The organism is Rhodococcus sp. M8 (assembly GCF_015654185.1).
Classification (GTDB): domain Bacteria; phylum Actinomycetota; class Actinomycetes; order Mycobacteriales; family Mycobacteriaceae; genus Rhodococcus; species Rhodococcus aetherivorans.
On sequence record NZ_CP064065.1, the window covers coordinates 3,005,058 to 3,025,461 of the forward strand.

17 protein-coding genes are annotated in these 20,404 nt (G+C 67.0%); 7 read left to right on the forward strand and 10 right to left on the reverse strand.

The window, feature by feature from the left end; genetic code table 11:
- Window positions 1–34 precede the first annotated feature (34 nt).
- Window positions 35–2,902, forward strand: a complete 2,868-nt coding sequence (locus ISO16_RS13465) for a molybdopterin-dependent oxidoreductase (protein WP_072636365.1) — start codon at window positions 35–37, stop codon at window positions 2,900–2,902.
- Complete coding sequence (locus ISO16_RS13470; RefSeq protein ID WP_072636366.1) at window positions 2,899–4,035, forward strand: Mrp/NBP35 family ATP-binding protein; 1,137 nt, start codon at window positions 2,899–2,901, stop codon at window positions 4,033–4,035. Before ISO16_RS13465 ends, ISO16_RS13470 begins: the two co-directional genes overlap by 4 nt.
- 26 nt (window positions 4,036–4,061) lie before the next feature.
- Here ISO16_RS13470 and ISO16_RS13475 read toward each other — a convergent pair whose 3' ends face one another.
- On the reverse strand, window positions 4,062–4,724 hold the full coding sequence (locus tag ISO16_RS13475; RefSeq protein ID WP_072636367.1) for a peptidase S1 family protein: 663 nt from the start codon (window positions 4,722–4,724) through the stop codon (window positions 4,062–4,064).
- A 44-nt stretch (window positions 4,725–4,768) separates the two neighbouring features.
- Window positions 4,769–5,554: a DUF6319 family protein gene (locus tag ISO16_RS13480; protein ID WP_072636368.1), complete on the reverse strand. Its 786-nt coding sequence runs from the start codon at window positions 5,552–5,554 to the stop codon at window positions 4,769–4,771.
- Between the two features lie 145 nt (window positions 5,555–5,699).
- Here ISO16_RS13480 and ISO16_RS13485 point away from each other — a divergent pair, with 145 nt between their 5' ends.
- Window positions 5,700–6,734, forward strand: a complete 1,035-nt coding sequence (locus ISO16_RS13485; RefSeq protein ID WP_072636369.1) for an adenylate/guanylate cyclase domain-containing protein — start codon at window positions 5,700–5,702, stop codon at window positions 6,732–6,734.
- Window positions 6,735–7,427: 693 nt separating this feature from the next.
- Here ISO16_RS13485 and ISO16_RS13490 read toward each other — a convergent pair.
- The 5 genes from ISO16_RS13490 to ISO16_RS13510 all read right to left on the reverse strand — a co-directional run bounded on the left by ISO16_RS13490 (window position 7,428) and on the right by ISO16_RS13510 (window position 12,074).
- Window positions 7,428–8,168: a FadR/GntR family transcriptional regulator gene (locus ISO16_RS13490; protein ID WP_029546538.1), complete on the reverse strand. Its 741-nt coding sequence runs from the start codon at window positions 8,166–8,168 to the stop codon at window positions 7,428–7,430.
- A 615-nt stretch (window positions 8,169–8,783) separates the two neighbouring features.
- Window positions 8,784–9,179, reverse strand: coding sequence for a hypothetical protein (locus ISO16_RS13495; protein ID WP_072634902.1), 396 nt, complete (start codon window positions 9,177–9,179; stop codon window positions 8,784–8,786).
- 77 nt (window positions 9,180–9,256) lie between these two features.
- Window positions 9,257–10,045: a transposase family protein gene (locus ISO16_RS28710; protein WP_230304549.1), complete on the reverse strand. Its 789-nt coding sequence runs from the start codon at window positions 10,043–10,045 to the stop codon at window positions 9,257–9,259.
- A 31-nt stretch (window positions 10,046–10,076) separates the two neighbouring features.
- Entirely contained in the window at window positions 10,077–11,345 is a 1,269-nt protein-coding gene (locus ISO16_RS13505) for a PucR family transcriptional regulator (RefSeq protein WP_083662327.1), read from the reverse strand.
- A 105-nt stretch (window positions 11,346–11,450) separates the two neighbouring features.
- Window positions 11,451–12,074: an alpha/beta hydrolase gene (locus tag ISO16_RS13510; protein WP_139310914.1), complete on the reverse strand. Its 624-nt coding sequence runs from the start codon at window positions 12,072–12,074 to the stop codon at window positions 11,451–11,453.
- A gap of 475 nt (window positions 12,075–12,549) precedes the next feature.
- Between ISO16_RS13510 and ISO16_RS13515 the strand changes: the two genes are divergently transcribed.
- Complete coding sequence (locus ISO16_RS13515) at window positions 12,550–12,834, forward strand: transposase (RefSeq protein ID WP_072634900.1); 285 nt, start codon at window positions 12,550–12,552, stop codon at window positions 12,832–12,834.
- A gap of 231 nt (window positions 12,835–13,065) precedes the next feature.
- Here ISO16_RS13515 and ISO16_RS13520 read toward each other — a convergent pair whose 3' ends face one another.
- Window positions 13,066–14,283 carry an acetyl-CoA C-acetyltransferase gene (locus ISO16_RS13520; protein WP_072636458.1) on the reverse strand — a complete coding sequence of 406 codons (1,218 nt, stop codon included), beginning with the start codon at window positions 14,281–14,283 and terminating at the stop codon, window positions 13,066–13,068.
- Window positions 14,284–14,583: 300 nt separating this feature from the next.
- On the reverse strand, window positions 14,584–15,276 hold the full coding sequence (locus tag ISO16_RS13525) for an alpha/beta fold hydrolase (protein WP_072636744.1): 693 nt from the start codon (window positions 15,274–15,276) through the stop codon (window positions 14,584–14,586).
- Between the two features lie 179 nt (window positions 15,277–15,455).
- Here ISO16_RS13525 and ISO16_RS13530 point away from each other — a divergent pair, with 179 nt between their 5' ends.
- Window positions 15,456–16,922: an aldehyde dehydrogenase family protein gene (locus tag ISO16_RS13530; RefSeq protein ID WP_072636745.1), complete on the forward strand. Its 1,467-nt coding sequence runs from the start codon at window positions 15,456–15,458 to the stop codon at window positions 16,920–16,922.
- Window positions 16,923–17,191: 269 nt separating this feature from the next.
- Here the strand turns inward: ISO16_RS13530 and ISO16_RS13535 are convergent, their stop codons facing one another.
- Window positions 17,192–18,301 (reverse strand): NDMA-dependent alcohol dehydrogenase, encoded by a 1,110-nt coding sequence (locus tag ISO16_RS13535; RefSeq protein ID WP_072636746.1) that lies wholly within the window; start codon window positions 18,299–18,301, stop codon window positions 17,192–17,194.
- A 475-nt stretch (window positions 18,302–18,776) separates the two neighbouring features.
- On the opposite strand from ISO16_RS13535, the gene ISO16_RS13540 reads away from it, so the two are divergent.
- Together ISO16_RS13540 and ISO16_RS13545 are read left to right on the forward strand one after the other, a co-directional pair.
- Window positions 18,777–18,974, forward strand: coding sequence for a ferredoxin (locus ISO16_RS13540; RefSeq protein WP_072636747.1), 198 nt, complete (start codon window positions 18,777–18,779; stop codon window positions 18,972–18,974).
- Window positions 18,975–19,107: 133 nt separating this feature from the next.
- On the forward strand, window positions 19,108–20,343 hold the full coding sequence (locus ISO16_RS13545; protein WP_072636748.1) for a cytochrome P450: 1,236 nt from the start codon (window positions 19,108–19,110) through the stop codon (window positions 20,341–20,343).
- Window positions 20,344–20,404 lie beyond the last annotated feature (61 nt).

The following is a 20,404-nucleotide window of genomic DNA, read 5'->3' on the forward strand; positions in this document are numbered from 1 at the left end:
ACCGGCACCCGACCACCCACCCGAAGGGAACCCCATGACTGCCGAGACGGAGCACACCCCGACCGGGTCGGCGCTGCCCGGTCAGCGCACGCACGAGCGGCTGCGGAACTTTCCTCCGGTCGAAAACTGGGACCACCACGTCGAATACGACGCCAAGGCCCACCCTCGTAAGGTGCCGCACGAATACATGCTGGTGCCCACCACCTGCTTCAACTGCGAATCGGCGTGCGGCCTGCTCGCGTACGTGGACAAGTCCGACCTGTCCATCAAGCGGCTCGAGGGGAACCCGGCGCATCCGGGCTCACGCGGACGCAACTGCGCCAAAGGTCCCGCGACCATCAACCAGATCAAGGACCCCGAGCGCATCCTGTACCCGCTCAAGCGCGTCGGTGCCCGCGGCAGTGGGCAGTGGGAGCGCATCGGCTGGGACGAGGCCCTCGACGACATCGCCGCCCGGATCCGGGCCGCCATCGTCGAGGACCGCCGGGACGAGGTCGTCTACCACGTGGGCCGACCCGGCGAGGACGGCTTCGCCGAGCGGTTCCTGCTGGCGTGGGGGGTGGACGGACACAACAGCCACACCAACATCTGCTCCGCCGGCGCCCGGCTGGGCTACGCCCTGTGGGGTGGCTACGACCGGCCCTCACCGGACTACGCGAACGCCAAGGTCATCCTGCTGATCTCGAGCCACCTCGAGACCGGGCACTACTTCAACCCGCACGCGCAGCGGATCATGGAGGGCAAGGTCGAGGGCGGCGCCAAGGTCGTCGTGCTCGATCCGCGGCTGTCGAACACCGCGTCCCACGCCGACCTGTGGATCGCCCCGTGGCCCGGCAGCGAGGCGGCGATCCTGCTGTCCGTCGCGTCGTACCTGCTGCGCACCGGCCACATCGACCGGGCATTCCTGCGCCGCTGGGTGAACTGGCCCACCTACATGAAGCACCGCCACCCCGACCTGCCCGCCGACGACTTCGACGTGTTCGTCGGCGCACTGACCGAGGACTACGCCTGCTTCACCTTCGCCTTCGCCGCGCAGGAGGCGCAGGTACCCGAGAAGCAGATCGCCGAACTCGCCCGGATCGTCGCCACCGCCGGCTCGGCCCTGTCGGCGCACGTGTGGCGGGCGGCGACCGCCGGCAACCTCGGCGGGTGGCAGGTCTCGCGGGCCCTGTTCTTCCTCAACGTACTCACCGGCAGCGTCGGCACCAAGGGCGGCACCAGCCCCAACGGCTGGGACAAGATCATCGCCCACGGCCCGAACCTGCCCCAGGGACACGAGTCCTGGAACGAGCTGCTCTGGCCCCCCGAGTTCCCCCTGTCGACCAACGAGATGTCGATCCTGCTGCCGCATCTGCTCCAGGACGGCCGCGGCACGCTGTCGATGTACTTCTCGCGCGTCTACAACCCGGTGTGGACCAACCCCGACGGCTTCAGCTGGCTGGAGGCCCTGACCGACGAATCGCTCGTGGGCTGCCACGTCGCACTCACCCCCACGTGGTCCGAGACGGCAACCTTCGCCGACTACGTCCTGCCCATGGGGCACAGCACCGAGCGGCACGACACCCAGTCCTACGAGCAGTACGCCGGCAAGTGGCTCGGATTCCGCCAGCCCGTCACCCGGGTGGCGCTCGAGCGCATGGGCCGGAGCGTGTCCGACTCCCGCGAGTCCAATCCCGGAGAGGTGTGGGAGGAGAACGAGTTCTGGTTCGAGCTGTCCTGGCGCATCGACCCCGACGGCAGCCTCGGCATCCGCAAGTTCTTCGAATCCCCCTACCGGCCCGGGCAGAAGGTCACCGTCGACGAGTACTACCGGTGGGTGTTCGAGAACAGCGTGCCGGGCCTGCCGAAGGCCGCGGCCGACCAAGGGCTCACCCCGCTGGAGTACATGCGCAGATACGGCGTCTTCGAGGTCGCCAAGGACACCTACCGGCTCGACGAGCGGCCGCTGACGGCCGCCGAGACCGAGGGGGCGGACCCGGACGAGCACGGGGTGCTGCGCAAACCCGTCACCCTGGACACGACCCCGCCGCTCGTCGGCGAGGCGGGTGCCGTCGGTGTCGTCCACGAGGACGGCAGCAGGACCGCCGGGTGGCTCACCCCGTCGCGCAAACTCGAGCTGTTCAGCGAGACCATGGTCGACTTCGGGTGGGAGGAGTACGCCACGCCCGGCTACATCGAGTCCCACGTCGGGCACCGCTCGATCGACCCGGCGAACAACGAGATCGTGCTCGTGCCGACCTTCCGCCTGCCGACCCTGGTCCACACCCGGTCCGCGAACGCGAAGTACCTCAACGAGATCAGCAACACGCATCCGCTGTGGACGAATCCCTCGGACGCCGCGCGCTTCGGCGTCGGCACGGGTGACCTGGTCCGGGTCAACACCGAGATCGGGTACTTCGTGGCCCGTGTGTGGGCGACCGAGTCGATCCGCCCCGGCGTCCTCGCGCTCTCGCACCACATGGGCCGCTGGCGCACGTCCGAGAACGCCGGATCCCGTTGGGCGATGGGCCTCGTCGATCTCGACCACGACGGAGACGGGGTGTGGCGGTTGCGCTACAAGCAGGGCGTGCAGCCGTTCCGCAGCGACGACCCGGACAGCGAGCGGATCTACTGGGACGACCCCGGCGTGCATCAGAACCTCGCCTTCGCCGTGCACCCCGACCCGCTGTCGGGCATGCACTGCTGGCACCAGAGGGTGCGCGTGGAGAAGGCCCACGCCGACGACCGGTACGGCGACGTGGTGGTGGACACCCGGCGGTCCCGCGAGGTCTACCGCGCCTGGCTGGCATACACCCGGCCCGGCCCCAGCCGGTCCGGGCTGCGCCGCCCGGAGTTCCTGATGCGCCCGGTCAAACCCCGCCGGCGTGCCTTCCGCGCGCCCGGGACGGAGGAGCGAACATGAGCCTGCTGTCGCGGAGGACGTCCGGCCCGGCGGTCTCCGCGGCTGCGGTGCGTGCCGCGCTGGCCCGGGTCGAGGATCCCGAGCTGCATCTGCCGCTCGAGCAGGCCGGCATGCTCGGCGAGGTGAGGATCGATCGCTCCGGACTCGTCCGGGTGACCGTCCGGCTCACCACCTCCTCGTGTCCGATGCAGGCCTCCCTCTCCGCCGACGTCACCGCGGCCGCCGGGGCAGTCGCCGGCGTGACCGGCGTCGAGGTCGTCTTCGCGGTGATGAGCGAAGCCGAGCGGAGGCGGCTCGCCGCCGGCTTGCGCGGTACGAGACCCGTGGACGCTCCCCCCTTCGGTCCCGATTCGGCGACCCGGGTGTACGCCGTGGCCTCCGGCAAGGGCGGCGTCGGCAAGTCGACGCTCACGGCCAACCTCGCGGTGGCGCTGGCCCAGCAGGGCAAGCGGGTCGGCGTTCTCGACGCCGACGTCTGGGGTTACTCCGTTCCGCATCTGTTCGGGGTGCGCCGCGCACCGGTCGCCCTGCACGGAACGATGCTGCCGGTCGAGGCGTTCGGCGTCGCCCTCATGTCCGTCGGGTTCTTCGTCCGCGACGACGAGCCGGTCGTCTGGCGCGGCCCCATGCTGCACAAGGCGATCGAGCAGTTCCTGCGCGACGTGTACTGGGGTGAACTCGACGTCCTGCTCATCGACCTGCCACCGGGCACCGGAGATGTGACACTCTCGCTGCTCGAACTCGTGCCGGACGCGGCGCTCCTCGTCGTCACCACGCCCCAGCCGGCGGCCCAGACCGTCGCCCAACGGGTGGGCCGCATGGCGCGTGACCTGCGGATGCCGGTCGCCGGCGTCGTGGAGAACATGTCGGCGCTGGTGTGCTCGTCGTGCCACGCGAGCACACCGTTGTTCGGTGCCGGAGGCGGCGAGCGCCTCGCCCGGGCCGTCGCGGCACCGCTCCTCGGGCAGGTGCCCCTCGACCTCGACCTGCGCGCGGCGGGCGACAGCGGCGTCCCGGCCATGGTGGCGACGCCGCACGCCCATTCCGTCTCGCAGATCCGGCAGATCGCCGCGGCCCTGCAGGCCCCGAGACGAAGCCTCGTCGGCCGGCCGCTACCGCTGTCGGTCCCGTAGCCGGCCGACGAGCCCGCGCCTGTACGTCAGATGGGGCGGTAACCCGCGCCGACGCCGCCCCGGGCGTCGACGTCGCCGAGGATCGTGACGAAGTTGGTGCCCACCTCCGGGCCGATGCACGGTGTGAGCAGGTACGCGTTGACCATCGCGACGAGCGTCGTGCCGACGACCAGCGGGGCGCCGGAGTCGCCCTCGACGACGCACACCTGCGTCCAGGTCTCCTGGGAATTGAACACGTCGCCCCACACGACACCGCAGGTGTTGCCGGTGGTGCGGCCTTCCTTGCACGCCACGTTGGGGAACCCCACGGGGGTGCCGACGCCGGTGATGGTGACGTTGCCGACTCGGTTCACCGGCGCGACGCGGCCGCGGTCGAACTCGATCACCGAGTAGTCGAGCACTTCGTTGGTGCCGACGATGCGCCCGACGACCCCGGCCCCGGGGTCCACCTCGGACTTCACGGTCGTCCCGGGACCGCCGCAGTGCCCGGCGGTGAAGCCGACGAGCCGGCCGGCACGGTCGTTGCCGATCGTGGCGAGCGTGCAGTCGAACAGATCCTCGGATCCGTTGCCGAGCGTGATGCCCGACCCGCCCCCGAGCGGAACCGGCGGCGCCGCCACCGCGACCCCCGTCCCACCTGTCAGCAGTGCGACCCCCGCGACGATCGCCATCGCAACGCGCTTGAACATGAGCCCTCCCGCCCGGCCGGTTCCGGCCGCATCAGCGGATCAGACTACCCGGTCGGGCCCGATCCCAGGCTCTCCAACGCCTTTCTGGCCTCCTCGAGTTCGCGGCTGAGCTGCGCGACGCGTTCCTCCGCGGCCTGGCGCGCCGCGTCGATCACGGACCGGACCGCCTCGAGGGCCGCCTCGTCGCCGAGCTCGAGCACGGCGCGCTCCACGGCGTCGGGGCTGACGGGATTGGCCTTGCTCAGGCGCCGGGTGCCCTGCGCGACACCGACCGTCCACTCCTGCTCGGGGTCGATGGTGATGGTGACGGTCACGCCGGGCTGCTTCTTGGGCCGGCGCGACGCCGCCTTCGGCTTCGGGGTCGCGCCGGTCTGCGGTTCGGGTGCGGTCGGCGGCACGGTGGTGGTCTCCTTCGTGGCGGGGGTGGATGCCGGGGACGACGAGCTCTTCGGGGCGGGAGCGCGGGAGGGACCCGACGCGGTGGGCTGCGACGCGGACGTGCGCAGGGTGGTGGGGCGCGGGGTGGTGGGGCGCGGGGTCGATCGATCCGCGGCCTTGCGGACCGGCTTCGACGGCTCCTTCGTCAGACGCAGCTCCTCGGCCTCGAAGGGCAGCTCGTCGTCGACGCCCTTGGGACGGACGGTGACCGTGCGGCCCGCCACCGACACCGCCCGGGCCGACGCGCCCGGGGCGATGCCCAGGCTCGGAATGCCCTCGATGAGATAGACGGTGGCGCGGCGACCGTCCGCGACGGCGGTGGACAGCTCGGCGAGCTGCTCCTCGGTGAGATGATCCGGGCCGGTTGTGCCGGCTCGTCTGCGGGGCGGCATGCCACGTCCTTTCGGGCTGGGTGGTGCAGGAGGCGCGATCACTGTCGCACACAGGTGCGACACTCTCGCGGATTCGTTGCGCGCCCGAACCGAGGTGGGCCATGCTGGGTCGGCCGGTCACGTTCGGCGGCCGGGAAGGAGCGACGTGAGCGCGTCGGAGCAACCGGAGCTCGAGCCCGAGCTCCTGCAGGCCGTGCAGGCCGAACTCGAGCGGACCCTGCTCGGCGGCGAGCGTCGCTACACCCAGCGGGAGAGCGCCGACCTGGCCGGGGTAGACTCGGAACGCGCCCAACGGCTCTGGCAGGCGCTGGGATTCACCGTGGATCCGGACCCGGACGCGCGGACCTTCACGGACGGCGACGTCGCGGCGCTGCGGAACATCGACGCGATCGTGGCGAGCGGCGCCCTGCACCCCGACCTGGAACTGGCGGCCGCCCGGTCGCTGGGACAGTCCATGTCGCGGCTGGCCGAGTGGGAGGTGGCCCTGATGAACACCCACATCCTCGATCGGCTCGAGACCGAGTACACCGGGACCACCCCCTCCGAGCGGGAGATCCGGTCGTTCGTCGACGAACTGCTGCAACGGGTCCTGCCCCTGACCGAGACCTTACAGCTGTACGTGTGGCGACGGCACCTGGCGGCAACGACGGGACGCAACGTGGTGCGGGCCGGGGGCGAGTCGGCCGGCCGGGTCCTGGTCGTAGGCTTCGCCGACATGGTGGGGTATACGCGCCTGACCCGCCGGATCGACGCCGACGAGCTCAACGACCTGCTCGAGGACTTCGAGTCGACCGCGACGGGGATCGTGACCCAGGGCGGCGGCTGGGTGATCAAGACCGTGGGCGACGAGGTGATGTTCGCCGCCGAGGATCCGGCGGACGCCGCGCGGATCGCGCTGGCGCTGCAGGAGTCGTCCGGCTCCCGTCCCGACGCCCCGGATCTCCGCGTGGGAATGGCGCAGGGGCCGGTGCTGGCCCGGTTCGGGGACGTGTTCGGGTCGGCGGTCAACATCGCAGCGCGGCTGACCGGTGCCGCGCGGCCGGGAACGGTCCTGGTCGATTCGACCCTCGCCGGCGTGCTCGAGGGCGACGAGCACTTCCGGTTGCGCCCCCTGCGCGCACTGCGGGTCAAAGATTTCCACCGGTTGCGCCCCTCGGTGCTGCGGCCGGCCGAGGGCTGAGACGCCGGCACCGGGGCAGTCGGAGAACGTCGACGGTCCTGTCGCACGCTCCGGCGGCGCCAGGGGCGGCACTCCGGATGGGCAGGGGCACGGTCCTTTTCAGGACTCGATGTCCCGGGGGCTCGAATGATCACCTGCCCGCCACTACCGGTGACGAGTTTGCCGTATGGAAGGCCCCGTCGGCTCTCGTCAGGGGGCTGCACATCAGCGATCGAGGCCCTTGCTGTCGACGGAGAATCTCTCGGATGATCCCGTGGAGGACCGAGCAGCAAGATTCACCTTGCCGTGACGGGCGCGGATGCCGACGAGTGTGCTCCTCACCGCCGGCCAGGCCGGTGACGATTCCCAGCTCGAGCCACTGTTGGAGCACAGCGAGCGTGCAGGTCCTGGGGGGTGGGCGCCCTCGATCGCGCCCGGAGGCTGTGGCGGCGGACAAGGCGCATTCGCCTCCGAGTACCCGCTCTCAGCTGCGTGGGCGTGGGATCCGGTTCACCTGTCCGAAGCGGTCGGATCAGAAGGGCACGCGAGCTGCGAAGGATTCCTGGTACGAGGACCGTGGCAAACGGTTACGCGTTGTTCCGGCGATGGCAGCAGGCGGGGATTACTGACTGTGTGCATTCAGGGCGACGATCGGAGAAGTTCTTCGGTGCGGGCCCACGGGCGATGCCTCCGTCCGTCGAGAAGGGGTCTCGTTCAGCCGCCGAGGGCCTGGTTCCAGGGCAGGACCTGGCTCAGGAGTTCGGGGAACTTGCGCTCGGCGTACCGGACGTATTCGTTGATGTGGTCGCGCATCCGGTCCTCGGACAGGTCCGCGTCGTGCGAATGCAGCGCCTCGTAGATCTGGATGTGCGCCTTGAGGGTCGTCTCCCGCAGCGGGGCGGGGTGGTCGACGCCCATCACCGTGCCGCCGGTGATCCGCAGCAGCGCGTCCGTCAGGTAGCCGAAGAGCGCGTTGCCGGTGGACCAGGCGATGACGTCGTGGAACTGCTTGTTCGTCTCGAGGAACGTGTCGATGTCCGCCGTGTCGAACGACTGCTGCATGCGGTCGACGGACTGCTTGAGCTCGAGCAGGTTCTCGTCGCTGATCCGCTCGGCGGCCAGGCGGCAGATGACGGGCTCGAGGGCGGTGCGGGCCTCCACGATCGTGCTGAGCGAGGCGTTCTGGAGCTGCATCAGCAGGATGATGGTGCTCGCCAGATGGGACGCGTCCGGATCGAGGAGGACGGGACCGCCCTTGGGCCCCGGCTTGAGGGCGATCATCCCCTGGAACTCGAGCAGCCGCAGTCCCTCACGGAGGGTGCCGCGGCCGATCTGGTACTCCTCGAGCATCGCCTTCTCCGGGGGCAGCAGGTCCCCGGGCTGCAGGCCTTTTCGCGCCGTATCCCGGACGATCTGCTGCGCTACCACCAGCGACGTCTTCGGGCCTCTCGACATTGCAGCCACGAAAGTCTCCTCAGCCTCTCGGCCTCCTGACTTCCGGGAAGCGGAGGCTGTCACGGCGCAGCGGGTGCTCGCCGTGACGGCGGATCGGCCGGGCAACTCACCCGGTCGATCCGAAGTATGCACTGCACTCAGTATGCCATTCATATGCACTATTGGAGGGAAGGCGCCCACTCCGCGCTGCGTACCGCGACCTCTATGTGATCGCAGAGGGATCGACGGGGCGGTGGGCGGCGATCAAGGCCGTGTGGTCCGGCAGCGTCCCTCCGACCACCGGACCGGCTGTGCCGAGGAGTATTGCCACGCCGAGAAGAAACTGTACGAGCAGAGCCGCCCCCTGCCTCTCCGGATGTTGTGGGTACGCGGCGCAGCCCTTTGCAGAGGTTCGGCCGGTGGCAGGGTTGTGCGTGCAAGGGTGTCGGTTCGGTCTCCGCGTCCGATCTGGACGTCGAACCAGTCGGTAAGCCAGGTGAGGGCGGCGGTGCCGGCGTTGTCGACAACGAGGGACTGGGTAGTTGGTGTGCGCGCCGGAGGGAAGAAGCTCGCGGCCTCGACTCCCTCCCGACGGGGTGAGAAACTCTTCGGCGCTTCGCGATTCGGCGAGGGCGGTCAGCCGGCCAGTGCCAGCAGATCGGGGCCTGCGTCGGACGTGAAGCGGGGGTGCCGTCGATCGGGGTCTGCTTTCCAGGAGCACGGGCGAAGTCTTGGTGACCTTGCCGAGAGCATCCTCACCGCTACCGACGCCAGGTCCAGGCCGACGGGGACGAGGCCGGTCATCACCGCACCGGCACCGACCGGATCCGGCACCCGTCCCGACGGAGGCAGCAGCCTCCCCAGGGCGGTCCACGCGATCTCCTGGACCCGTCCAACCAGGATAGCGAGCCGGATAATGTCGACGTTCGCCAGGATCGAGGCGACCGTAGCGGCGATCCAGGCGAACCCGGACAGGTCCGGGACCACGGCGAGCACTTGGGAGATCGAGGTCGGGTCCACGGCGGCGGCCATCGCGACCAGTGGGGAGAACTGGTTGTCGAGCTCCCCCGCTATCTGGTGGCGCCGCGCGCGTCGAGCGCGGCCACCTTCTACGGAAGCAAGGTCAGGTTGTGCAGGATGGCAGGCACATCGAGGGCGGTGAGGCCGGTGGCGACGGTGAGGACCTGATCGAGCACGACGGTGGGTTCGAACACCGAGGGTATGCGCACCGAAAGCACCCGCGGAGCGGTGGACAGCGCTTCGGCCCAGGTGGGCGCGAGGGGTGAGAGCTGCCCGCCGAGGGGGATGGTGAGCGACGCCAAGGCCTGGTTCTGCGGCGAGTGCGCCGGGACCGTCGAGGTCCCGCTGTCGAGGAGTGTGGTGGCGGTGTCCGCGATCGTGGTGACGGCGGTCAGGGCTCCGGTCAGATCCGCCCGGGCGGCGCGAGCGCTGCGACTACAGGTCCGGAAGGGGCATCGACTCCAGCGGGCCCCCCACGCGTATAATCGCGGGACATCCCGTACATATTCGAGGGCATAACGCCCTACGCGCTCGAATTGTGTCAGTTCGAGCGCCGCCTTGGCGATGCAGCCGATTCGGTTGGGACACAGCGTGATCCTGTCGAGGACCTCCCATCGGGTGGTGTGCAGCGCGGCGGCGCGTTCGCCGAGGCACCGAAGTCCGGACAGCAGCGCGTGGCGGCAGACGGTGTCGACATCGAGGGAGTTGCCGTCGGCAGGGACCTTCGTGGGGGGTATGGGTGCCGATCCCGGCGTCTGGTGACCCTTGTTCGAGAGGGCGGCACGGCCGTGGGCCGCGGGGGGCTTACAGAGCCCGATGATCCGGTGCGTTCGGGAGGCGGTCGGATCGTGGGTACTGCCCGGCAGCGCGTCGGACACCCACCTACTGAGAAAACGTCGCTGATCAAGCTCAGTCGCTGCGAACGCTCGGCTCCATGACAGCGGAGCCGAGCCACTCGCACAACGCGAGAGCGTTCTCCACGTCGAGTCGTCTCTCTCGGACACTACGTCCGAGTAGTTGCTCGATCTTTCGGAGTCGGTACATGACCGAGTTCTTGTGCATGGTGAGGATGACGGCGGTGGTGGCGTAACTGCCACCACTCGCCAAGAATGTACGCAGCGTTTCTCGGTACTGCGCCATCGGCGGGTCGTCAACGGCCAAGGGTCCCAGCACATCCCGCACCCATTCGCTCGCAAGGCCGAGGTCTGAGCACATCAGCGCCACCGACCCTGCGCTCTCGCTGAACACCACACGAAGATCGGGAACTTGCGAGGCCCGTGCGACCATCGCCGCCCGAGTGGCCTGCCGATGCGTGCGAGCGAAGCCTTCGACTCCCTCCTGCATCGCGCCTATGGCCATGGTCACCGAATCGTCACCCCTGTCGAAGGTCGACGCGACCTCGAAGAGGTCGACCCCCGCGGCGGCCCCCAGCGGTAGCCACGCCCACGCGGTGCGCTCATCGCGAGGTTCGAACAATGGACGCGACTGCGCACCACATCGTTTGGCGAGTACGGAAACCGCACTCTCCAGTCGGGCAAGCCGATCCTCGGAGGTCGACCGATCGATCCACGCGATGACCCCCACGTGCCATTGGTTCAGACGGTAGGAGAACGCTCTCTCGACGTCTCCGACATCGACAGAGCGCCCAGCGAGGATAGCTTCGATGAGGGCCGTTCGAGCAGCAGTACGCTCCCGCAACCATGTCTCGCGTGCGATCTCGTAATGGTGCAAGACCTGACGATAGAGATCATCGGTCCACGTGGTCAGTCGCGTCATGAGGTAGACGGCGGACCTTGCCACGACGACGGGGTCCTCACCCAACTCTCCGAGCCGTTCCAGGCACCAGCGCAGCATCACGTTGCGCGTCACGCGGGTCCCCCGCTCGAGGAGGTCGAAAGGAAAACCACGCTGCGCGACCACACGTGCATACTCCACAACGGCCCCCGGGACCTCCATCGAGGAGACGTCGAGGTCATGCTCGAGCATCTGCAGGTTGGTGACGACCGCGGCCTGGGCTCCCGCAGTCGCCAACTCGAGGAGGCGTTGATCGGCCTTGATCTCGTCGACTTCGTTGACGGCTTCGTCGACCATCAGGGCGGCAATCTCATCGGCGTGCTTACCGGCGACCGCAGCAACGCGCATCACAAGCGCCCGCACCGAGGGGTCAGGATCGTGCATCGACTCGACCCTGGCGACAACTGCAGTTATCGTCGTCCGAGCGCTCGATCCGTCCCACTCCTCGAGCCTACCGTCCCGGGATGGGTCCGTGACGCCTCGAGGCGATCAGTGCAGTGGCGGCGTCAAGGCACGTGGAGTTGACGGCAAGAGCGCGCAACCCGGTGTGGCAGCTTGATGCGATGTGTCATCGAGTTCGCCGCCGTCCTCCAATGCGGACATCATCACGACGGATGCAGGGTCCGGGAGCCCGAGGTCCCTGAGCACCATCGGTACCATCACCGCGAGGTCACCGTCTGCGCAATCGACTGCCAGAACGATGTGCTCGGAGTCGTAACCTGCTGCCATGAGCAGCCGATAGGCGCCCACCGCGTCGTCGATACCGTCCCCGACGGTGTACTCGGGCGCCGTCCGATAGTCGACCACGAGCACCGAGGCGTCCAGCGCATCGCACAGCCGCGACACCAGACGACGATGGCTCGGCAGTTTGCAGCAGCGGCGCCCCCCCGCGTGCAGATACAGCAACACCCGATCGGAACGGGGATCTGTGGCCGCTGCCCACACACCCATGCACTTTTCCAGCGAGATCACGACGTGAGGGACCTCGGTGCCCATCCACGAATGGTCCGAGCGGCCGGACGCTCCGTCCCCGACCTGACGAGCCGCCGGCTGTGCGGCATCAGCCGGCATGCTGCTCTCGTCCTGCACCTCTACTCGGTCAGCTGTGGTCACGACAACTCCTCACCATGTGAACTTCTGAATCGGTCGATGATCCGTAGGCGTCGATCAACGCGGGTGAGCACGATCGATGCGCATGCATCAGGGCACCATCGAGACTAAGAGGTGGTGTGGCATGAATCACTGGGCGCGCGATACTGAGATCAGAGTCGCTGTAGGGCTCTGGGCACATGGCCGACGGGTGACGGCGACGTCGGGACCCAGGAGAGTGCTCATGTCGCGGTAGCGAGAAGTCGAATCTGCGACAATCCGTGGTATGGAACCCCCGGTTCAGGCTGTAACAATGCGTTCGGTGCGGTCGGCGTCGTCAACGTGAGACGGGCTCCGGGTGGTAGATGATGCATGTTCCTACACCGATCGTCATCCGAGCACTCGGGAGCCCTGCGTCCGAACCTGAGATCTTCGGCGGCCCTCACCACCTGGCTCGACCGGCAGAGTGCCGCTTTCGGGACGTATCGAAGTGGCGGCGATGGACGGGTTCGGCGGCTACAGGCACGCCGCGACCAGCGGGGTTCCCGATGCGGCGACGGTGATGGATCCGTTCCACGTCGTGGCTCTGACCGGGACGAAGCTGGATCTGTGTCGCCAGCGCGTGCAGCAGCACACCTGTGGGCACCGCGGCCGTTTGGGGGATCCGCTCTACGGCCTTCGCCGCACCGCCCGCACCCGGCAGGAACTGCTCAGCGATCCGCAACGCCGAAGTCTCGAAGCGGTATTCGGCGAGGAACAGCACCCGCCGTTCGCGATCACGTAGCGGGTCTACCAGGACGTCATCGATACCTACGCCGATCACGATCGTCGGCATGGCTGACCGGATACCGGCGGCGGACCATCCGCTATGAACGCCATAACAAGCACTTCGCCGGCTTTCTGCAACTCGCCGCCGCTCCGACCTACTGGAAAACTCCCCAATGAGACATCCTTTCCTTGAGGTGTCCTGAATAACGTCTCTACCGGATCCAAGGCGGTTCACGTTGACTTCGGATCAGCTCAGGCGCTCGAGCACCATCGCCATGCCCTGACCGCCGCCGACGCACATGGTCTCCACGCCGAACTGCTTGTCGTGGGTCTGCAGGTTGTTGAGCAGGGTGGCGGTGATCCGCGCCCCGGTCATGCCGAACGGGTGACCGAGGGCGATCGCACCACCGGAGACGTTCAGCTTGTCCTCGTCGATGCCGAGCTCCCGGGCGGAGCCGAGCACCTGCACGGCGAACGCCTCGTTGATCTCGAACAGGTCGATGTCGGAGATGGTCTTGCCGGCGTGGGCGAGGGCCTTCTTCACGGCCTCGATCGGGCCCAGACCCATGATCTCCGGCGACAGGCCGGACACGCCGGTCGAGACGATCCGCGCCAGCGGGGTCAGCCCGAGCTCCTCGGCCTTGGTGTCGGACATGATCACCAGGGCCGCGGCGCCGTCGTTGAGCGGGCAGGCGTTGCCGGCGGTGATGGTGCCGTCGGGGCGGAAGACCGGCTTCAGCTGGCTCACGGCCTCGTAGGTGGTGCCGGGCCGCGGCCCGTCGTCGGTGGTCACGACGGTGCCGTCGGGCAGGGTGACGGGGCTGATCTCACGCTCGAAGAAGCCCGACTCGAGGGCTTCCTCGGCCCGGTTCTGCGACCGCACACCCCACCGGTCCTGGTCCTCGCGGGAGATGCCGGTGAGCGAGGCGACGTTCTCCGCGGTCTGGCCCATCGCGATGTAGACATCGGGCAGCAGGGCCTCGCTGCGCGGGTCGGTCCACGCGGTGCCGCCCTCGGCGAGCGTGGCGGTGCGGGCCTCGGCGTCGGCGAAGAGCGGGTTCTTGGTGTTCGGCAGGCCGTCGGCGTTGCCGGTGACGAAGCTGGAGACGGACTCGACACCGGCGGAGACGAACACGTCCCCCTCGCCGGCCTTGATCGCGTGCAGCGCCATGCGGGTGGTCTGCAGCGACGACGAGCAGTAGCGGTTGACGGTCACGCCGGGCAGGAAGTCGTAACCCAGCTGCACGGCGACGACGCGGGCGATGTTGAACCCGGACTGGCCGGCGGGCTGGCCGCAGCCGAGCATCAGGTCGTCGATCTGGGCCGGGTCCAGCTCCGGCACCTTCGCCAGGGCCGCCGCGACCATCTGGGTGGCCAGGTCGTCCGGACGCACCGTCTTGAGCGACCCCTTCATCGCCCGCCCGATGGGAGAACGGGCGGCGGACACGATCACAGCTTCGGGCATCACGTGCTCCTTGTTTTGTGTTGACGCTTGGTGCCGGCCCGGACTCGGACAGGACGCCGTGGACACGACGCGACCTCGGCGACCGAGCGAACCGCATCGTGGGTGAACGATCCGCATGAGCGTTCACCTCGACCCGAATCGACTCACTTACCAAAGCCGCACTTGTGCCTACCCGGGCGGGGCGGGCAGGCCGTCCCAGAGAGAACTGCAGCGAACTGATCATCGAATCCGACTGCGCTCGAAACCGTTTCACAAGAAATGGCAAGGATCACATGGGCACATCCGAATTCGGTGGTGCGTCTACCGACGCTCCGTGGCGGTGATCGCGTCGGCCACCGCCGCCGGGCGGGTGAGCATCGGGCAGTGTCCCGAGTCCACTTCGACGACCGTTTCGGCATGGCGGGCGAACTCGCGTTGCAGTGCCGGGGAAAAGGTCTTGTCCCGAGTGCACAGTATGTATGTGACCGGATGGTCCTTCCACCCGAGGTCGTGTACCGCTTCTCCGAAGGTTGCCAGAGCATGCGATCCGAGCGACTCGATGAAGGGGGTCGCCTGCGCGCCTGTCGCGTCGTTGCAGAGGTGGGCTTTCGCTCCGACCGGATCCAACACCGCCATACCGTCGTCGGTGGGTCTGATGGCCGATCCCAACTGTCCCGGATCGGGATCCCGTTGCATCAACGCGGAAACCGATTCGCCTTCCTGGGGGAGAGCCGCACATACGTAGACCAGTCGAGCGACATCGTCGTTGTTTGCAGAGGCTGCGGTTATCACAGCGCCCGCGTACGAGTGGCCGACAAGTACAGCAGGTCCACGGAGGTCCTTCAAGGCCCCGCGTACGGAAGCGACGTCGGCGGCAAAGGTGCCCCCCGCACGTCGACTGGGTAGATCGATCGCAGATGCATCGATACCGCGCCGTTCCAGCTCGCCCAGAACCGGCCTCCATGCCCACGCACCGGTAAATGCGCCGTGCACCAACAACACCGGTTGGCTCATGCTGTTCTCCTAAGGACCGAATGACGATCACACTCTCGCACGGCGCCCGGGGCGCCCCTCACCCTCTGCACACCATAAGACATGTCTAGACGCATTCAAAGTCGCATGCAATCATGAATCCACTCGTCCTGAGGGATGGCCGACCAGGTAGCAGTACCCGCTTTGGATAAGGACTCCACATGACCGACAATGTCCGACAGATCTTCGTCGACGGTTCCTGGACCGATGCCGGAACCGATGAAGTAGACATCGTGATCAACCCCGCGACCGAGCAGACAATCGCTCAGGTCGGCCGCGCCTCTCGCGACGATGCCATGCGCGCGCTTCGGGCAGCGCGGAAGGCGTTCGACGAGGGACCCTGGGGCCGCACCTCAACCCGCGAAAGGGCGGACATTTTGCGGCGCATGGGCGAGATCATGCAGCGTCGCTCCGAGGAGATCGCCGCGCTCAACGTAGCGGAAGCCGGGTCGGTGGGGTGGCAATCGCAGGTGGTCCACACCAACTTCCCGATCGATGCATGGATGGACATGGTGGATCGGACGTTGCCGGCCTACTCGTTCGAGCGGCCTCTCACACCCATGGCGGGCATGGGTGGCCTGACCCAGGGAGTGGTGCGGCAACGTCCCGCGGGTGTAGCGGCGCTGATCACAGGCTACAACTTTCCCTTCTTCCTCAACCTCTTCAAGCTCGGCCCTGCACTCGCAGCAGGGTGCACGACCGTCCTCAAGCCCTCGCCCTACACCCCCCTCGAGGCCCTCGTCCTCGGCGAAATCGCCGAGGAGGCCGGTCTTCCCGCTGGAGTACTCAACGTCCTCACCGGTGACGTGGAGGTCGGTGAGCTTCTGACGACCAGCCCCCTCGTCGACATGGTGAGCTTCACCGGCTCGGATATCGTCGGCTCGAAGATCGCCACTCAGGCAGCACCCTCGTTCAAACGTGTCGTGTTGGAGCTGGGCGGCAAGTCTGCAAGCATCATCCGCGCCGATGCAGACCTCGAGAAGGCGATCGCCGACGTCCTCCTGAACTCCACAATTCAAGCAGGCCAAGGCTGTTCGCTCACCACGCGAACATTCGTGCACCGGTCGATCTTCGACGAGGTGGTGTCCGCCACCAGCAAGGCCATGCAGGCAATGAAGATCGGCGATCCCGCCGATGCCACGGTCGAGATGGGACCCCTCATCCGTGAAGCGCAACGCGCCAAGGTCGAGGCGCTCATCGCCAAGGGCATCGAGGAGGGCGGCGAACTCGTGACGGGCGGCGGCCGCCCCGCGGGTCTCGACAAAGGCTTCTACGTCGAGCCGACGCTGTTCACCAACGTGGACAACACGTCGACCATTGCGACCACCGAATTCTTCGGACCCGTTCAGATCATCAACCCATTCGACACCGACGAGGAGGCCGTGGCTCTCGCCAACGAGAGCCTCTACGGACTCGGTGGCGGGATCTGGTCCAAGGACGCCAGTCGCGCATACGACATGGCCAAGCAGATCCGTTCCGGATTCGTCACGATCAACGGCCAGGGCGGATTCAACCTCGACGCTCCCTTCGGCGGCTTCGGGGCCAGTGGGATCGGCCGCGAACGCGGCCCGGAAGCGATCGCAGAATACCTGCAGTCCACTACGGTGACCTGGGGATGCGGGGCCTGACAGCCGGTGTATTCGCAAGACGCGTAACAAGCCTCGAGCCGACCACTCGTAGAGCCCCTGCCCCTTACGGGCAGGGGCTCTACGGCTTGCTGTACCGAGTCGTCGACAGCTGCTCGGCCTGTCACGAAACGGAGTCGATCCGCGCGGCGGGGGTATACAGACCGGTGCGACCCGGCTGGTGACAGCCGGGTCGCACGACGAATACCTGATCTTCGCTCTGCAGTGGTCCCTACACGCCGCACGGCTCGACAGAGCCGTGCGGCGAGCCATCAGAAGTCGATAACCCCACGGATGTTCCTGCCCGCGTGCATATCTGCGTATCCATCGTTGATCTGGTCGAGGGTATACCGCGTGGTGATCATCTCGTCGAGCTTGAGCTGCCCCTCGGCGTAGAGGTCGAGAAGCATGGGGACAGCCTCGCGCGGCGAGCTCATACCGAACAGAACACCCTGAATCCGCTTCTGGTACATCGACAATTCGAACAGATTGATCGGAATACCCGTCTCGAACGGGGACCCCTGGGCCGTCACCGCAACCGTGCCGGCCTTGCGAATCGCCTTGAAGGCGTTGTTGACGTGTTCACCCGTTATCAGACTCGTCGTGATGATGGCGGAGTCGGCTCCTTGCCCGTTGGTAATGGAGCGCGCGAATTCGGTTGCCTCATCGATATCGTCGTATGCCTCGGTAGCACCGAGTTCGAGAGCCTTCTCCCGCTTGAACGCCACCGGTTCCACGGCGATGACGTGGGCTGCCCCGGCGAACCGAGCACCTTGGACGGCGCTCATCCCGAGACCGCCCGTCCCCATGACGACGACCACATCTCCGGGACGCACGTCGGCGGCGTTGGTTGCCGATCCCCAACCTGTCGGAACGCCGCAGGCGGCGATGCACGCAACATTGAGAGGCACATCCTGTCGAATCTTGATGCACGACTCCTCGTTGAATACCTGGTGGGTGGCGAATGTGCCGAGCATGGCTGCCGTCGGTACGTCTGCGTCACCGATATGCATACGGCACGTACCGTCGAGCTGAGCGCCCGTCATGATGAGTGCACCGTAGTCGCAGAGGTGCTGCATTCCGGAAGCGCACCAGCGACATTTTCCGCAGGACGGGACAAAGGACGTGATGATGTGATCGCCGACCTTCAGGTCCCGCACGCCCGGCCCGACTTCCCGAACGATGCCAGCGCCCTCGTGTCCTGCACAGAACGGCAGCGTCGGACACGGAACATCGCCCACCGCCATATGGTCGTCGGAGTGGCACAGTCCGGTCGCCACCATCTCGACGAGTACTTCACCCGCTCGCGGGCCGTCGAGCTCGACATCCTCGATCGTCCATTTTCCCGGCTGCTCCCAGAGAACCGCTGCACGAGCCTTCATCACTACCTCCAGAGTCATAGGTCAGTTTGTGGACGGACTTTGCGCTGCTCTGAGGTGCGGCCGGCACTCCGGCCACAACCAGGGAGTTGCCATCACGCTCGAACACCTCGCGACAACCGGTCCCCCACCGTCTACTCGGTGGGATCGTGCCCCCTCGCCGGCGCCAGGAAGCAGCGACAACAGTATCGTCGCCGACTCATGTATGCAATAGATTATGTGCCAATGGCCACCGTTCTTTCGGCGTAGCATTTCGGCCTCCGCCGCGAGTGGACGGGTTCGCCGTGGCACTCCGAAGTCCCTTGCAAGCGCAGGCACCTCGGGTGAACGCGCCGGTGGATCGAGTCCCCTGCGCGTCGACAAGCTTGGAAAGGTCGGTGAAACTCCCCCTTGTTCGATCAAGATTTGCATGCAAAACTGTAGATCATTAGAACGTGAGGGCCGACACAGTAGGCCCCGACCCCCAAGAGGAGCATCAATGAAGGTTCGAGTCGATGAGGGTCGATGCCAGGGCCACACTCTGTGCGCTATGGCATCTCCTGACGTCTTCCTCCTTCGCGACGACGACGGTCACGCATTCGTCGACGAGACCGCCGTGAGACCCGACCGATACGACGCCATCCGTGACGCACAGGCAACCTGCCCCGAGAGAGCCGTGAAAATCACCGAAAGCTGAGCGGGAGGGCTCGCCCGTTCGACATGCACCTTTCCCTCCATCAACTCGGTTTCGATCCCGAAACCGGAAGCGGACATCGACCGAAGTCTCGCGCGTATCGAACCCAGTCCTACCTCGAGAACGGAGCCACCCGATGACGAGCACCCGACCAACGGTCGAGTTCGACCATCACTCTCCCGAATTCGCCGCCGACGGCGATCGCATCTCAGCAGAGCTTCGCTCACGCTGCCCGGTATCGTGGACCGAGTCGTACGACGGCTTCTGGGTCGTCGCCAGCCACCAAGGTGTGACCGAGTCACTACGCGACCGCGACCGGTGCTCGACCAAGAAGACGTTCACCGCGGATGGCACACCGGTAGGCGGCGTGTCGATCCCGGCGCCGCCGCAACCCTGCAACATCCCGGAGGAGACGGATCCGCCGGAGTGGGACGGCTACCGGGGAGCGCTCAACCCCCACTTCTCGCCAACCGCCATCCGCCGGCGCCGTGACCGTATCGAAGCGCTCACCACCGAGGTCATCAACAAGGTCATTGAAAAGGGCGAACTCGACCTCGTCATGGACCTCGCCAACCCCGTCACCGCCCTCGCCACCCTCGACCTTCTCGGCTTGCCTCTGAACACGTGGAAGTTCTACGCCGAACCGATCCACCGAATCACCTACGAACCGTACAACGCCGAGGTTCAGGCTCAGATCGGCCAGATCTTCGTCCAGTTGCTCGACATCGTCAAAGAGCGCCGCGACAACCCCCGACAGGGCCTCATCGACGACATGATCGCCGTGAAGATCGACGGCGAACACATGCCCGACGAGGACCTGCAAGCCCTCTTCTGGCTCATGCTGCTCGGCGGCTTCGACACGACCGCAACCCTGATCACCGGCTCCCTGTTCTGGCTCGACGAACACCCCGAGAACAAACAACGCCTGCTCACCGACGACAAACTGCTCCAGACCGCCACGGAGGAGTTCGTTCGCTGGATCAGCCCGGTCGCAGGACTGGCCCGCACCGCCGCCAAGGACTTCCGGGTCGAAGGTCAAACCGTCACCGCGGGTGAACGAATGTTGATGATGTTCCGCTCGGCCAACTACGACGAAAAGGTCTTCGACAATCCCGCGGAGGTCGACCTCGAACGGTTCCCGAACCGACACCTCGGTTTCGGCACCGGCATCCACCGCTGCCTGGGTTCGCACCTGGCCCGTACCATCTTCCAGGTGGTGCTGCGTCAGGTCCTCACCCGCATCCCCGACCTGAAGATCGATCGGGCCGAATCCCACAAGATCCCCGATCTCGGAGTGGTGAACTCGTTCATCGCCATGCCGGCCACGTTCACACCCGGATCGCGGATCCCTTCCGGTGTGTGCCTGGACTAGGGACAATGCCCGTGGAGGCACGAGGGATCGACTGCGCCGGTTGCGCACCGACCGACAAGAC

Bases quoted from the DNA above. Each gene is read 5' to 3' on its own strand.
- ISO16_RS13475 (WP_072636367.1), bottom strand. From the start codon at position 4,724: ATGTTCAAGCGCGTTGCGATGGCGATCGTCGCGGGGGTCGCACTGCTG.
- ISO16_RS13520 (WP_072636458.1), bottom strand. From the start codon at position 14,283: ATGCCCGAAGCTGTGATCGTGTCCGCCGCCCGTTCTCCCATCGGGCGG.
- ISO16_RS13505 (WP_083662327.1), bottom strand. From the start codon at position 11,345: ATGCACGATCCTGACCCCTCGGTGCGGGCGCTTGTGATGCGCGTTGCT.
- ISO16_RS13515 (WP_072634900.1), top strand. From the start codon at position 12,550: ATGGACGGGTTCGGCGGCTACAGGCACGCCGCGACCAGCGGGGTTCCC.
- ISO16_RS13470 (WP_072636366.1), top strand. From the start codon at position 2,899: ATGAGCCTGCTGTCGCGGAGGACGTCCGGCCCGGCGGTCTCCGCGGCT.
- ISO16_RS13530 (WP_072636745.1), top strand. From the start codon at position 15,456: ATGACCGACAATGTCCGACAGATCTTCGTCGACGGTTCCTGGACCGAT.
- ISO16_RS13490 (WP_029546538.1), bottom strand. From the start codon at position 8,168: ATGTCGAGAGGCCCGAAGACGTCGCTGGTGGTAGCGCAGCAGATCGTC.
- ISO16_RS13495 (WP_072634902.1), bottom strand. From the start codon at position 9,179: ATGGCCGCCGCCGTGGACCCGACCTCGATCTCCCAAGTGCTCGCCGTG.
- ISO16_RS13525 (WP_072636744.1), bottom strand. From the start codon at position 15,276: ATGAGCCAACCGGTGTTGTTGGTGCACGGCGCATTTACCGGTGCGTGG.
- ISO16_RS13540 (WP_072636747.1), top strand. From the start codon at position 18,777: ATGAAGGTTCGAGTCGATGAGGGTCGATGCCAGGGCCACACTCTGTGC.
- ISO16_RS13535 (WP_072636746.1), bottom strand. From the start codon at position 18,301: ATGAAGGCTCGTGCAGCGGTTCTCTGGGAGCAGCCGGGAAAATGGACG.
- ISO16_RS13545 (WP_072636748.1), top strand. From the start codon at position 19,108: ATGACGAGCACCCGACCAACGGTCGAGTTCGACCATCACTCTCCCGAA.
- ISO16_RS13465 (WP_072636365.1), top strand. From the start codon at position 35: ATGACTGCCGAGACGGAGCACACCCCGACCGGGTCGGCGCTGCCCGGT.
- ISO16_RS13480 (WP_072636368.1), bottom strand. From the start codon at position 5,554: ATGCCGCCCCGCAGACGAGCCGGCACAACCGGCCCGGATCATCTCACC.